Raw genomic sequence first — 13,820 nt, 5'->3', positions numbered from 1 at the left:
GTTGGCAACATGTCCGGCCGCACGGAGTCGGACGGGGGAGGGGGCGGCGTGAAATTCCGCTTTGCGCATCGGCCTCGCATCCGTCACAATGCGCGCCGGAGGAACGCATGGCGCGACGCACGCACGGCAATTTTCAGGACGGTTCCGGCAACGACGACGGGTACGAAGGCGAGGAGCCGAAGTCCCGCTCGCAATTGAAGCGCGAGATGACCGCGCTGCAGAAGCTCGGAAAGAGGCTGCTGGACCTGCCCGAGTCCAAGCTCAGATCCCTCGGGCTTCGCGACGACCTGCTCGAGGCGGTCCTGCTCGCGCGGCGCATCACGGACCACGAGGGCAAGCGGCGCCAGCTGCAGTTCGTCGGCCGCCTCATGCGCGAGATAGACACCTCGGCCGTGGAGGCCCTGTTCACCGAGCTCGACGCGGCGCGGGAGCTCGACGCGGCGCGCTTCCAGCGGCTCGAGCGCTGGCGCGACCGGCTGGTCGAAGGCGACGAGGACGTGGTGGACGAGATCAGGGCCGAGCTGCCCGCGCTGGACGTGCAGCACGTGCGCACCCTGGCCCGCAACGCCGCGCGCGAGGCGGCGGGCAACAAGCCGCCCAAGGCCTCTCGCGCCCTGTTCCGCTACCTGCGCGAGCTGCGCCTGGCCGCGGGCGGCAATGCCGCCGACGATGCAGGCGAGACCGTGTGGGACGACGCCCCCGAGGACGGGCCCTTTCTGGGCGAGTAGGAAATCCGGCAAGGAGGAAGGGCCCGGAAGAGGGCCTGGCGGATAGCGCGAGCGGGGCCCGATCAGGCCGAGACGTCGAGCAGCGAGCCCTTGCGGGCCTGCACGGCAGGGGAGAGCGAGGCCGCGATGGAGCCGAGGAAGGCGTCCAGGCCGCCTGTCGCGGCCGCCTGCTGGCTCGTCTGGGCGGCCGTCCGGGCGGCCGTGGTCCGGGCCGAAGGTTCGGCCGCGGTCTGGGCGGTTTCCTGGGCGGTTTCCAGGGCCGCGGTCAGGCCGTCCGTCTTGGAGGCTGTCTGCGCCGCGCCCGTCCCGCCCGTCCCGTCGGTCCCGTACTTCTCGTCGTAGTAGGAGGCCAGCTCCGAGAGCCCCTTGCGCAGCCCGGCCACCAGCCCGCCCGCGCCCGAGGCGTTCTTCAGGGAGTCGAGCAGCATCTCCTGCGCGCTCTGCCCCTCGTCTGCGCCGAAGCGGTCCGCGATGCCGGACACGGCCGAGGCAAGGGCCTGTCCTATCTGGCCGGACAGGCTCCCCGCGGGCACGGTCGCGGTGTAGATCTTCTCGTTCAGGCCGTTGTCGAAGTAGGCGTTGACCTGCGGATTCAGGTCGCCGTTCAGCTCGTTCGCCAGGGCGTCGCCCGCGCTCACGCCGTAGTTCTGGTCAGTGAGGCGGATGGCCGCGAGCATGCCCTTGGAGAGCGCGTCCTCGCCCACGCTGCCGTTGCCCACGTATCCCGCGATGACCCCGAGGAAGGACTGCCCTGCCTGGTCGCCGTAGCTGGAGGACATCCACTGTGCCGTGCGCGTGAGGGAGGCGGCAAGCCCGTCCCCGTTCCGCCCGCCGTTCTCGCCCACCGTGGCGCCCTGCGAGAGCTTGTCCACGATCATCTGCGCGGTGGAGGCGAAATCCTTGCCCGAGGTCGATCCCTGCAGGTTCGAGGCGATGGTGGGCACCGCCTGCACGGGCACGGCGCCCGAGCGGGGGGCGAGGCTCCCGGCGAAGCTCCCGAAGACGGAGGCGGCGTTCTGGCCGTAGGAGAGTGTCAGGGACGAGACGCTCATATCGTCTCTATCGGATTTCGTGAGCGAAACTTTAGGGCGGCCGCGGAAGGTCCATCCGGATTATTCCGGGCGGAACATTTTTGGCCGATCAGGCGACCTCGGACAGGGCGGCCTTGGCCGCGGCCACGAAGGCGGCGACCCTGGCCCGGTCCTTGTTTCCGGCCGCGTCCTCGAGCCCGGTGTGGGCGTCCACGCCCGCGGGCCGCACGGCGCGCACGGCCGCGGCCACGTTGTTTGGGGTGAGCCCCCCGGCCAGGATGAGCGGGCGGGGAAGCCCCCTCGCCAGGGCGGCGGAGAGCGACCAGTCGTGGACCTTGCCCGTGGCCCCGCGCGCGCCCGTGGACGGGTCGAAGGTGTCGGTGATGAAGGCGTCCACGTGGGGCGCGAGGCTCGATCCCAGGGCCAGGAGTTCGGAGAGGTTGCCGCCACCCGGGCCGTCCGCGACCACGAGGCTGGCGATGACGCCGAGCCCGGGCGCGAGCGCGCGCAGCCCGGCCGCGTCGGCCGGCGCGACGACCGCGTGCAGCTGCACCCAGGAGACGGCGAGCTTCGCGCAGAGCGCGGCCACGGCCGCGGGGTCGGTCTCGTAGGTGATGCAGCAGGCCCGGGCGGCGATGCCCGCCTCGCGGATGATGGCCGCGGCCTCCTCCTCGCTCGTGTCCGGCGTGTGCACGGGCAGGCGCAGGGGAAAGCCGATCAGGTCCACGCCGAGGGAAGCGAGCATGCGCGCCTCGGCCGGCGAGCGCACGCCCGCGGCCTGCACGGCCAGGGGCGGCAGCCGGTGCGGGGCGCGGGGCTCGAAATCGCCGGTGTCGGCGGGATCTGCGGGATCTGCGGGATCTGTGGAGTATGTGGGACGCATGGCGAAGACGGGAAGGCCGGGGGCGGCCCGCTCAGTGGCTGGGGTAGAAGTCGAGCCCCGCGAGCACCTGGGCCTCGTCCGAGAGGTCTCCGATGAGGCGCCTTATGGGCGGCGGGGCGCGCTTGATGAGCGTCGGCGTGGCCAGGATGCCTTCCTCCTCGGCCAGCTCCGGGCTTTGCAGGACGTCCACGATCTCGAGCCGGACCTGCCCGTCCATGGCATGGTCGCAGATGCGGCGGAGGTTCTGTTCGGCCCGGGCCGAGGCCGGACCGTTGCCTGTGATGAAGAGCGTCAGTGAATACATGCCCTTACCTCTGCAAGCAGGCCGCTGTCGGGGGGAGAGGCATGGCGCTGCGCGGGACTTGGGACGACGTCTTGTCGTGAAGCCGGGAAAACAGCCGGGAGTCCGGAGACTTCGGAAGACGGAGAGACCCGGCGGGGGTGGCGTCGCGCTCTACGAAAAAGGCCTTGCGGCCGCGAGGCTCGGTGTTTTCACGTGCATCCATGCGGGCCTGGTCCGAGGTGTCATCCGAGGTGTCAGGGGATCATTGATTACGATGCCAAAGTGCCCCGTTTGCCATCCGGAGTCAAGGTCGGGCGCGGCGTTCGAGCCTTTTCATCTGGCGCAGGTTGGAGAGGACCACGCCCAGGTAGGCCAGGTCGACCAGGCCGAGCAGCCAGACCGCCTCGGGATCGCTCGAGGCCGCGAGCCAGTAAGCCGCCACCCCGGCCAGGACGAGCTTGGGCCACCACCAGCGCGGGCCCAGGCGCATGAGCAGGCGCACGGCGGGGTTCAGCTCCCGGCCGCCAAGGGCCAGGATGCGGTTGGTGGTCCGGATGTCGGGAACCTGCAGGACGACCAGGAGCAGGGCCAGGGCTGTCTTGGAAATGCTCGCGGTCATGTGGCGGCCATGCGGCGGTGGTGCGGTTGTCGTGCGGTCGTCGCGGGTGGGGGGTGGGGAAGGGCGGCGGGTCTTTGGTCCGCGCAGCCGAGCCGGCGGGGCGCGAGCCGTTCGGCTCGCGCCCCGCGGCGCCGGATGCTGCGCGGTCTCGCCGCGCGAAGGCTAGATGAAGAAGTGCTTCATGTAGTCGTCGATCTCGTCGCCGAGACCGTTCAGGAACTTCTCCAGCTTGTTGCTCTCCGCCTTCTGGAGCTTGTCGGCGACCTTGGCGGCCTTCTGGTAGGCCTCCTCGAATGCCGCGGGCGAAAGACCGGACATCTTCTGGGCCTCCTCCTTGGAGATGTGGCCGGTGTGCGCGAACACCGCCGCGAAGACGCCCATGGATTTCTGGACGTTGTCCTTGGACATGTCAGCCTCCTGCTTCGGGTTGGAAAGGGAACGCGAAATTGTGAATTATTTCCTTATGCCCTTTCGGCCCTGCGCGCAAGGCGAGATGTCCAATGGTATCAGGCCCCGCAGGTCGTGATGCGCTCGATGGTCTCGAGCACGTAGAGCCCGGACTCGCCGCTGATGGGCACGGGCCCGCCCGTCTCCACGGCCGCGAGGAAGCGGGTCAGCTCCTCGCGCACGGGCTCGCGGAAGATCACGGGCCACTCGCGCACGTTGTAGCTCTGCTGGTAGCTCTCGAACTTGCTGTATTCCTTGACCTGCTGCGTGATCAGGTTGGCCTCGATGTAGCGGGTCTTGGTGGCCACGTGGATCTTGCGCGACTTGTAGGGCGTGACCCAGTTGCAGTTGATCTGCACCAGCACGCCGTTCTCCATCTCGCCGGAGAGGACCACGGTGTCCTCGTGCTTGCCCACGTTGCTGGAGGTGAAGGCCGAGACGCTCTTGTAGCGCGAGCCGGTCAGGTGGCAGGCCAGGTCGATGTCGTGCGAGGCCAGGTCGCGGACCACGCCCACGTCCTGGATGCGCGGCGGGTAGGGGCCCACGCGCTCGAACATGATGGAGATGACGTGGTTCTCCTCGCTCAGGAGGTCGTGCAGGCGCTCCACGGCGGGGTTGAAACGCTCGATGTGGCCGACCATCAGGGGCACGCCCTTGGCCTTGGCGGTCGCGACCAGCTCCTTGCCCTCGGCCGAGCTGGCGGCCAGCGGCTTCTCCACGAGCAGTGGGATGCCGCGCCCGATCACGGCCATGGCCGTGGCGTGGTGGTGCACGGTGGGCACGCAGACCGAGACGGCCTCGGGCCCCTGGTCCAGCAGCTTCTCCAGGTCCTGGAAGACGGGCACGTCGTACTGCTCGTGGACCTCTTGCAGGATCTTCTCGTCCACGTCCAGGACGCCGACGACCTCGACCTTCGGCATCTGGGAGTAGTTGCGCAGATGCACCTTGCCCATCCAGCCGAGGCCGACCACGGCGACTTTCATCTTTTTCATCTGTGTGTTTTGCCTTTGTGCGAGTTCGCGGGAATGGTGCGGGACGGGCCGGTGCGGAGGAGGGGGCGCGCGGGGCTCTGCCCGCGCGGGATGCGGCACGGGCGTGATCCCGCTTGTCTTTCGGGCGGCACGATAGTACGGGAGACGCCTGATTTCAACCTCTTTCGGGAGGCGCGGCCGGGGGCGGAGAAAGCCCTGCGGGCCGGTAATTCCGGGGCCTTCGCGCCTCGGCCCGAAACGCGGTTCACCCCCGGGTCGCCACCGGACAGCCACCGGATCACGGCCGGATCATCACGGATCACGAGGACACGAAGCAGGTATGGAGAGCGGACAGAAGCGGACCATCTGGATCAACGCGGGCGAGGCCTCGGGCGACATGCACGGGGCGGCGCTCATACGCGCGCTTCTCGCGCGCGAGCCTTCGCTCTCCTTCGTGGGCATGGGCGGCCCGGCCATGTCCGCCGCGGGCATGTCGCTGGACTACGACAGCCGCATGCTCTCCACCCTCGGCTTCACCGAGGTGGCCACGGCCCTGCCGCGCATCGCCAAGATGCTCTGGGGCACCTGGCAGAAGCTCAAGGAATACCGCCCCGCGGCGATCATCCTGCTGGACTCGCCGGACTACAACTTCTTCCTGGCGCGCATGGGCCGCAAGCTCGGCATCCCGGTCTACTTCTACATAAGCCCCCAGGTCTGGGCCTGGCGCAAGGGCCGGGTCAACTTCCTGAAGACCCACGCCCGCGAGATCCTCTGCTTCCTGCCCTTCGAGCAGCCCTTCTACGAGCGCCACGGCGTGCGCGCCGAGTTCATCGGCAACCCGCTCATGGACGAGATCCCCTTCGAGGAGCTGGACGCCGTGCAGCCCGAGGCCGACCTCGTGGGCGTGCTGCCCGGCAGCCGCAAGAAGGAGCTCTACTCGCTGCTCCCGGAGTTCGGCGAGGCCGCGCGCATCCTGCGCCGCCAGCGGCCGGGCACGCGCTTCCTCCTGGTGCGCGCGCCGACCATCGACGAGACGCTGCTGCGCGAGCTGTGGCCCTCGGACGTGCCCGTGGAGATCGTGGAGCCCGGCGATCGCTACCGGGCCATGCGCCGCGCCGAGCTCCTGCTCGCCGCCTCGGGCACGGTGAGCCTCGAGGCCGCGCTCATCGGCACGCCCACGGTGGTGGCCTACCGCCTCTCGGACCTGACCTTCGCCCTGGCGCGCCGCTTCATCGACGTGAAGTACGTGAGCCTGCCGAACCTGATCCTGGACGAGCAGGTCTTTCCGGAGCTCCTGCAGGAGAGGGCCAACGCCGTGTCCATCGCGGGCGTGGCCAAGCTCTGGCTGGCCGACCCGCGCCTGACCGCGAACGTGCGCGCCAAGCTCGCCGGGCTGCGCGACCGCATGGGCGAGCCCGGCGCCCCGCACCGCGCTGCCCGCATCATCCTCCACGATCTCGACGCCTTCTCCGCAGGGCGCTGAAAAGGCATCATCTGCTGCGTCGCCGCGAAGAGTCCAAACCCTCGCGTATCTGGAATACGCGTCGGGCTTGGACTCTTCTTGCTCCTTGCATCTGACGCTTTTTGAGCGCCCTGGCCCAGGGGGCTGAAAAAGCGCCATCTGCGGCGTCGCCGCAGAAAATGCAAACCCTCGCGTAGGTCAAACTACGCGTCGGGCTTGCATTTTCCTTGCTCCTTGCATCTGACGCTTTTTGAGCGCCCAGGGTGGGAGGAGCCGAGTATCAATAAAGAAAGAGGCCGGGCAGCGTGGCGGGTGGCGCCTTGTGCGTCTATCCCTCGCCGAGTCCGAAGCCCGGGCGCATCTCCTGGCCCGCGAAGTCCGTCTCGTAGCCGCCGAGCGCCCGGACCTTGGCCTGGAAGGCCGGGTCGCGCACCACGGCGAGCAGGGCCTTGATGCGCGGGTCCTCCAGCGCCGGACGCGGCACGAGCAGGTCGTAGCGTTCGCGCGCCAGGGGCACGAAGTCGAGGTCCAGCGCCTTGGCCGCGGCGTGGATGCCCAGGCCGCAGTCCGCCGTGCCGGTGAGCACGTTCACGGCCACGGCCATGTGCGTGAACTCCTCCTTCTCGTAGCCCTTCACCTCGCCGGGCGCGATGCCCGCCTTCTTCAGGTGCCAGTCGAGCAGGATGCGCGTGCCCGCGCCGCGCTGGCGGTTGGCGAAGACCACGTCCGGCCGGGTCAGGTCCGCGACGCCGGTGATCTTCTTGGGGTTGCCCTTGGCCACGATGAGCCCCTGGTGGCGCACGGCCAGGTTCACGGCCGCGAGCACGAGGCTCGACGCGTAGCGCTCGAGGAAGGGGAAGTTGAAGTCCCCGGTGTCGGGATCGAAGAGGTGGGCGCCCGCGCACAGGGCCTGGCCCGAGGCCAGGGCCATGATGCCGCCCATGCTGCCCACGTGCGAGGAGGCGAGGCGCACGGGCGAGGGGATGCCCATGAGCTCGTCGGCCAGGAGGTCCAGGGTGTTGTCGTGGCTGCCGACCACGACCAGGGTCGAGTCCAGCTCCTCGCGCGGCACCAGCAGCTCGGCCGTCACGGTCTCGCCCGCGTCCGCGCCTTCGCTGGCCGCGGGCAGCGAGGCCAGGGCCTGGGCTCGCGTGAGGGTGGTGAGGAGCCCCGCGCCGCGCGCCAGGGGCAGGCCCACGTAGTCCGCGCCCACCCGGCCCACGGCCAGGCGCACGAACTCCTGGAGCCCGGGCTTGGAGGTCACGCGGCGCGCGAGCCGCACGGGCAGGCTCGGCCGCTCGGCCGGGGTGCGGCGTTCGAGCCAGGCGCACAGCGGCAGCACGAGCTTCTCGAAGCATATGGCCGCGGACACCGGGTAGCCGGGCGCGCCCGCGAGCATGGCGCCGTTTTGGGCCACGCCGAGCAGGCTCGGCTTGCCGGGCATGGCGGCCACGCCGTGCACCAGCACGGCGCCGAGTCGCTCCATGACCGTGCGCGTGTAGTCCTTGGTCCCGGCCGAGGAGCCCGCGCCGAGCACCACCACGTGGAAGCCTTCCGCCAGGGCCGCGCGGGCCGCGGCCTCCAGCGCGTCCGGATCGTCCGGCACGGGCGGGCGCCGCTCGGCTTGAAAGCCCTCGCTCCTGGCCATGGAGACGAGCATCACCGAGTTGCTCTCCACCACCTGACCCGGGCCGGGCACGGGCCGCGTGGCGTAGTCCAGGACCTCGTCGCCCGTGGGGATCACGGCCATGCGCAGCCTGCCCGCGGTCTCCACCTCCCAGATGCCCGCGGAGAGCAGCGCCGCCAGGTCGAAGGCCGAGAGGCGGCGGCCGTGGGGCAGCAGGAGCTCCGTGGCCACGATGTCCTCGCCGATGCGGCGCACGTGCTGCCAGGGGAAGGCCGGGGCCTCGATGCGCGCGCCGCCGTCCTTCTGCATGACCACGTGCTCGGCCATGATCACGGCGTCCATGCCCTCGGGCAGGGGATTGCCGGTGTTGACCTGCACGAAGCCGCCGTCCGGGGAGAGGACGAGGGGCGCGTCCTCGCGCGCGGCGAAGGTCTTTTCCGCGCGCACGGCGATGCCGTCCATGGCCGCGCTGTGGAAGGTCGGGGAGGAGTAGCGGGCGAACACGGCCCGGGTCAGCACGCGGCCCAGGGCCTCGTGCGAGGGCACGGTCTCGGACGGCAGCAGGACTTCGCGCGAGAGCGCGGCGCGCACGCGCGACACCGCTTCCGGGATGGGCAGGGTGTCGAGATAGAGGTGGCGTTCCATCGGTCTTCCTGGTGTTGCTCCGGGGATTTCCGGGGGTGGTTGGTGCGGGTTGGAGCAGCAAAATAGCAGCTTTTCGAAATGATGGAAACGCCGCGCGGGCCCGGCGCCCGGCCGGGAGCCGGGCCCCGGGGCGCCCCGGCGGAGGGAAGGAGGGCCGCATGGAATATGCCTTGTCAGTTTTCTTCCCCATCTGCTAGGAAACGACTATGACGACCATCCTTGCCGCCGACATCGGCGGAACCCACAGCCGGTTCATGTCCTTCACGCTGCCCGACGGCCAAAACGGCCCGGGCGGCGCGGCCGACCTGCGTCCGGGCGACGAGGCCTGGATTCCCACGGACTCGGTGGACTCCTTCGCCGGGCTGCTCGGGGCCCTGAAGGACAAGGGCTTCCCCCACGCGCCCGATACCGTGGAGGCCACGGTCCTGGCCGTGCCCGGCCCGGTGGAGGGCGGTCGCCGCGCCGAGCCCGCGAACATCCCCTGGACCATCGACCTCGACGACGAGGAGGCCGGGGTCGCCGGGCTCTCCGTCCATCTGATCAACGACTTCGTGGCCCAGGGCTACTCCAGCCGCACCGTGATCCTGGACCAGGCGGAACTCGTGAAGCCCGGGACGGGCGATCCCACCGCGGCCCTGGCCGTGGTCGGCGCGGGCACCGGGCTCGGCCACTGCGCGACCCTGCCCGTGTCCGGAAAGGACGGGCAGGGCGGCTTCCTGGCCGTGCCCGCCGAGGCGGGCCACGCGGCCTTTCCCTTCGTGGGCGAGCACGAGGAGGCCTACCACGCCTTCCTGCGCCGCACGCTCTCCATCCCCTACGCCTACGGCGACGTCGTGGTCTCGGGGTCGGGGCTGGCGCATCTTCACCGCTTCCTGACCGACGAGGCGCTCTCGCCGGAGGAGGTGGCGGAGCGCGCGGGCCGCGCCTCGCCCACGGTGCGCCTCTTCTCCCGCTTCTACGGCCGGGCCGTGCGCAACTACGTGCTCTCCGTGGTCGGCTTCGCGGGCGTCATGGTCACGGGCGGGGTGGCGGCCAAGAGCCCCTGGCTCGTGGACAACGACGACTTCCGCGAGGAGTTCGTCAGCTCGCCGCGCTACGGCGCGCAGCTGGCCAGGGTGCCCGTGAGGCTCTGCCGCGACGAGCGCAGCGGCCTCTTCGGCGCGGCCTTCTACGGCGCGCAGACGCTGGGCCCGTCCTCTTCCGCCGCAGGGCCGGAAAAATAGATGACGCCCGCGGTGCGCTCCCGCCTCCTCCTGCTCGCCGGGGCGGCGCTGCTCGTCGCGGCCTTCTTCGCCTTCGGACTGCAGAAATACCTCACCCTGGACGCGCTGAAGGCCAACCGCGAGGCCTTGCAGGGCCTCGCCTCGGAGCACCGCGCGGCGCTCATGGCGGGCTTCTTCGTGTTCTACGTGGCGGTCACGGCGCTCTCCCTGCCCGGCGCGGCGATCATGAGCCTGGCCGGGGGCGCGGTCTTCGGCTTCCTGCCCGGCGTGCTGCTCGTCTCGTTCGCGAGCAGCCTGGGGGCCACGCTCGCCTGCGCCCTGGCGCGCTATCTCCTGCGCGGCTGGGTGCAGCGCCGCTTCGGGGAGCGGCTCGCCCGCATCAACGAGGGCTTCGAGCGCGAAGGCGCCTTCTACCTCTTTTCGCTCCGCCTCATCCCGGTGGTTCCGTTCTTCCTCATCAACCTCGCCATGGGGGTCACGCCCATGCGGCTCTCGACCTTCTACTGGGTCTCGCAGCTCGGCATGCTGCCCGGCACCGTGGTCTACCTGAACGCGGGCGCACAGCTCGGCCAGGTGCACCGCCTGTCCGACGTGGCCTCGCCCGGGCTGCTCCTCTCCCTTGCGCTGCTCGGCATATTCCCCCTGCTGGTCAAGAAGGTCATGGGCCTCGTGCGCGCGCACCGCGCCGGGGCCGCGAAATAGGAGGCGACGATGGCCGCGTACGACTACGACATCGGAATCATCGGAGGCGGCGCGGCGGGACTGACCGTGGCCGCGGGCGCGGCCCAGCTCGGGGCCAAATGCGTGGTCCTCGAGAAGGAGAAGGCGCTCGGCGGCGACTGCCTGCACTACGGCTGCGTGCCGAGCAAGACGCTCCTGGCCACGGCGCGCGCCGCCCGGCTCGTGCGCGTGGCGCACCACCTGGGCCTGCCTCCGGCGGCCATGGGCCCGGTGGACTTCCGCAAGGTGCGCGAGCGCATCTTTGGCGTCATCTCCGCCATCCAGCGCCACGACTCGCCGGAGCGCTTCTGCTCGCTCGGGGCCGAGGTCCGCTTCGGCCACGCCCGCTTCCTGGACGAGCACAAGGTGGAATGCGACGGCAAGGCCGTGACCGCGGCGCGCTGGGTGCTCTGCGTGGGCTCCTCGGCGGCCGCGCCGGACATCCCGGGCCTTGCCGAGACCGGCTACCTGACCAACCGCGAAATCTTCTCCCTCGACGCCCTGCCGCGCTCCCTGGTCATCCTCGGCGCGGGCCCCCTGGCCATCGAGATGGCCCAGGCCTTCCAGCGCCTGGGCAGCCAGGTCACGGTGGTGCAGCGCGGCCACCAGATCCTCTCGCGCGAGGACCCGGACATGGCGGGCGTGGTCATGGAGCAGCTGGAGCGCGAGGGGGTCAAGTTCCACCTCGGCTGCTCCGTCACGCGGGTGCGAAGCGCCGAGGGGCGCAAGGAAGTGGTCTTCGAGAAGCTCGGCCGCGAGCTGGTGGCCAGGGGCGAGCATCTGCTGGTGGCCCTGGGGCGGCGGGCCAACGTCCTGGGGCTGGACCTGGACGCGGCCGGGGTGAAGCACACGGCGCAGGGCATCACCGTGGACGAGCGGCTGCGCACCTCGCAGAAGCACATCTTCGCCGCGGGCGACGCCACGGGCGGGCACATGTTCACCCACGCCGCGGGCTACGAGGGCGGCATCGTGGTCACCAACGCGGTCTTCCGCGTGCCGCGCAAGACGGACTACACCTGGCTGCCGCACTGCACCTACTCCGAGCCCGAGCTCGGCGGCATAGGCCTGAACGAGCGCGAGGCGCGCGAGCTGGGCATCGAGTACACGGTCTACACCGAGTCCTTCGCCAACAACGACCGCGCCCTGGCCGAGGGCATGGCCGAGGGGAAGCTGAAGCTTTTGCTGGACGAGAAGGAGCGGCCCATCGGCGTGCAGATCGCCGGGCTGCACGCGGGCGAGCTGCTGAACGAATGGATCGCCGTGGCCTGCGGCAAGGTCAAGCTGGCCACCCTGGCCGCGGCCGTGCATCCCTATCCCACGCTCGGCGAGTCGGCCAAGCGCGTGGCGGGCGACTACTTCTCGAGCAAGATCTTCTCGGACACGGTCAAGAAGGGGCTGCACTTCCTCTTCCACTACAAGGGCCGCGCCTGCGAGCCCTCGGAAGAAGGGTAGGCAAGGGCAGGGGGCGGACCGGCCGCCCTGGATACGGCGGCCGCCGGGCGCCGCCGGGCTGGCCTTCGCGCGCCGGATAGGGTAGCTGCTCAGCCGTGCACTACTTTCCGGACGTCGACCCCGCCACGCGCGCCGTGCAGCGCGACTTCACCGTCACCTGGCTGAACGCCCGCGAGCTGCGCGCCGAGGCCGAGCGCGAGGGCGCCGCCCTGCCCGAGCGGAGCCTGTACGCGCTCGAAACGATCCTCACCAACTTCGCCCACGACGCGCAGAGAAACGCGCACCACCTGTACCGCGAGGCGGCCCAGGGGCTGGCCTGCCTTCTGCGGCCCGGCACGCCCGGGCCGCTCGCCGCGCGCGCCCTGTCCGTGCTCGACGCCATGCTGCGCGAGGGCACGCGCAAGGCGCGCCTGGCCGTGGCCGGGGTCCTGGGCGGGCTGCCCGCGGCCCCGGCGGGCCGGGGTGTGAGCCCCTGCGATCCCGCGGCAGCGCCCGAGACGGACGCGGCCGCGCTCTGCGCCCTGGCCGGTGTCCCGGCCGGGGCCGATGCGCGCACCGCGCCGCGCCGCGAGGGGCGCAGCCTGGTCTGGAAGACTTCGAGCGGGGAACTGCTGGTGGTCAAGCGCGCCCGGGCGGACGAGGACGGCGCGGGCCTGGCGCTGGAGGCGGCCTGGATGGAGCGGCTGGCCGGAGAGTCCTTCGCGGTGCGCTTCGAGGTGCCCAGGCCCCTTTCCGTGCACGGCTGCCCCCTGCTGCGCCTGCGCGGCGCCCCCGGAGAAGACGGGGCGCCCGAGGCCGGTCTCCATCCCGAGGGGCTGGCCCTGGCCTTCCTGGCCCCGGCCGGATATTTCCACTACCCCAACGAGCTGCCCGGGGGCGGCAGGCCAGGCCGCGCGGAGCTGGCCGAGATGCTGCCGCGCGCCGCGCACCTCTTCGGCGCGCTGGCGGGGCGCGGCATCGTGCACGACGACCCCATCCCGCTCTTCCACAACCGCACGGCGCAGGGGCGGCGCGGCGACCAGGGCGTCTACGACTGGCGGCGCATGGGGCGGCTGGACCAGTGGCTGGGCTCCTGCCGCCACCCGAACTTCGGCGCCTCAGGCCTGCGCGACCTGGAGCACCTGCGGGCGCTTCGCGGCGGCGGCCAGTCCCTCTACAAGGCGCTGGGCAACGCGCTCCTCGGCCTGCTGCTCGTGGCCGGAAGCTGGTTTCGCGCGGGCGACCGGGCGCTTCGCGGCCAGGACGCGGAAGGCCGCCCGGCCGACGCGCGCCACCTCTTCGACGAGGACTTCCTGGCCGGACTCCTGGGCGGGATATTCCGCGAGCTCTGCCACGGCTTCTCGGGCAGGCCGCACACGGGCGCGCTGCCCTTCGACGCGGCGCACCTGGCCGCGCGCATGGCCGAGGAGATGGGCGTGGACCGCTACATGGACGAGCTCTTCCGCGTGGAGGACCAGGGGCGGCTGGACCGCGCGGGCTTCGAGGCCTTCCTCGTCTCGCGCGGCATGGAGCCCGCGCGCGCCCGCGCGCTGGAGCAGGGCCGCGAGGACATCTCCCTGCCCACCGGGCCGCACCTCGGCCGCTTCAACGCCCAGACCTCGCTGCCCGAGCTGAACGAGTTCGTGGCCTGCGCCGCGGGCCGCGTGGTGGCCGCGCGCCACGTGGCCGCGACCTTCCCGGGGCCCTTGGCGCAGGACCTCCCCGTGCGCCCCTAAGGCGCATCCCTTCG

13 protein-coding genes are annotated in these 13,820 nt (G+C 71.1%); 6 read left to right on the top strand and 7 right to left on the bottom strand.

The window, feature by feature from the left end; all coding sequences use genetic code 11:
• Positions 1 to 107: 107 nt before the first annotated feature.
• A complete protein-coding gene (gene yjgA, locus DSX2_RS02470) occupies positions 108 to 728 on the top strand; it encodes a ribosome biogenesis factor YjgA (RefSeq protein WP_020879452.1) in 621 nt (206 codons plus the stop codon).
• Positions 729 to 790: 62 nt separating this feature from the next.
• Here yjgA and DSX2_RS02465 read toward each other — a convergent pair whose 3' ends face one another.
• From DSX2_RS02465 to DSX2_RS02440, 6 genes are all read right to left on the bottom strand, one after another.
• Positions 791 to 1,780, bottom strand: coding sequence for a hypothetical protein (locus DSX2_RS02465; protein WP_020879451.1), 990 nt, complete (start codon positions 1,778 to 1,780; stop codon positions 791 to 793).
• Between the two features lie 88 nt (positions 1,781 to 1,868).
• Positions 1,869 to 2,642, bottom strand: coding sequence for a phosphoribosylanthranilate isomerase (locus DSX2_RS02460; RefSeq protein ID WP_020879450.1), 774 nt, complete (start codon positions 2,640 to 2,642; stop codon positions 1,869 to 1,871).
• Positions 2,643 to 2,673: 31 nt separating this feature from the next.
• Entirely contained in the window at positions 2,674 to 2,946 is a 273-nt protein-coding gene (locus DSX2_RS02455) for a circadian clock KaiB family protein (RefSeq protein ID WP_020879449.1), read from the bottom strand.
• A 283-nt stretch (positions 2,947 to 3,229) separates the two neighbouring features.
• A complete protein-coding gene (locus DSX2_RS02450; RefSeq protein ID WP_020879448.1) occupies positions 3,230 to 3,544 on the bottom strand; it encodes a DUF5658 family protein in 315 nt (104 codons plus the stop codon).
• Positions 3,545 to 3,706: 162 nt separating this feature from the next.
• Positions 3,707 to 3,952 (bottom strand): hypothetical protein, encoded by a 246-nt coding sequence (locus DSX2_RS02445; protein WP_020879447.1) that lies wholly within the window; start codon positions 3,950 to 3,952, stop codon positions 3,707 to 3,709.
• A gap of 98 nt (positions 3,953 to 4,050) precedes the next feature.
• Complete coding sequence (locus DSX2_RS02440) at positions 4,051 to 4,983, bottom strand: Gfo/Idh/MocA family protein (protein ID WP_020879446.1); 933 nt, start codon at positions 4,981 to 4,983, stop codon at positions 4,051 to 4,053.
• Positions 4,984 to 5,302: 319 nt separating this feature from the next.
• On the opposite strand from DSX2_RS02440, the gene lpxB reads away from it, so the two are divergent.
• A complete protein-coding gene (gene lpxB, locus DSX2_RS02435) occupies positions 5,303 to 6,445 on the top strand; it encodes a lipid-A-disaccharide synthase (RefSeq protein WP_020879445.1) in 1,143 nt (380 codons plus the stop codon).
• Between the two features lie 307 nt (positions 6,446 to 6,752).
• Here lpxB and DSX2_RS02430 read toward each other — a convergent pair whose 3' ends face one another.
• Positions 6,753 to 8,696: a molybdopterin biosynthesis protein gene (locus DSX2_RS02430; protein WP_020879444.1), complete on the bottom strand. Its 1,944-nt coding sequence runs from the start codon at positions 8,694 to 8,696 to the stop codon at positions 6,753 to 6,755.
• Between the two features lie 206 nt (positions 8,697 to 8,902).
• Between DSX2_RS02430 and DSX2_RS02425 the strand changes: the two genes are divergently transcribed.
• The 4 genes from DSX2_RS02425 (at position 8,903) to DSX2_RS02410 (ending at position 13,806) form a co-directional block, all read left to right on the top strand.
• Positions 8,903 to 9,919, top strand: a complete 1,017-nt coding sequence (locus tag DSX2_RS02425) for a glucokinase (protein WP_020879443.1) — start codon at positions 8,903 to 8,905, stop codon at positions 9,917 to 9,919.
• Positions 9,920 to 10,621, top strand: coding sequence for a TVP38/TMEM64 family protein (locus DSX2_RS02420; protein ID WP_020879442.1), 702 nt, complete (start codon positions 9,920 to 9,922; stop codon positions 10,619 to 10,621).
• Between the two features lie 9 nt (positions 10,622 to 10,630).
• Positions 10,631 to 12,091, top strand: a complete 1,461-nt coding sequence (locus tag DSX2_RS02415) for an NAD(P)/FAD-dependent oxidoreductase (protein ID WP_020879441.1) — start codon at positions 10,631 to 10,633, stop codon at positions 12,089 to 12,091.
• A 95-nt stretch (positions 12,092 to 12,186) separates the two neighbouring features.
• The gene (locus tag DSX2_RS02410) at positions 12,187 to 13,806 is read left to right on the top strand and encodes a SidJ-related pseudokinase (protein WP_020879440.1); all 1,620 of its coding nucleotides are present in this window, start codon (positions 12,187 to 12,189) and stop codon (positions 13,804 to 13,806) included.
• Positions 13,807 to 13,820: the final 14 nt, after the last annotated feature.

The sequence above is a fragment of the Desulfovibrio sp. X2 genome (genome assembly GCF_000422205.1).
Classification (GTDB): domain Bacteria; phylum Desulfobacterota; class Desulfovibrionia; order Desulfovibrionales; family Desulfovibrionaceae; genus Alkalidesulfovibrio.
This window is presented reverse-complemented; position numbering and strand designations above follow the sequence as displayed.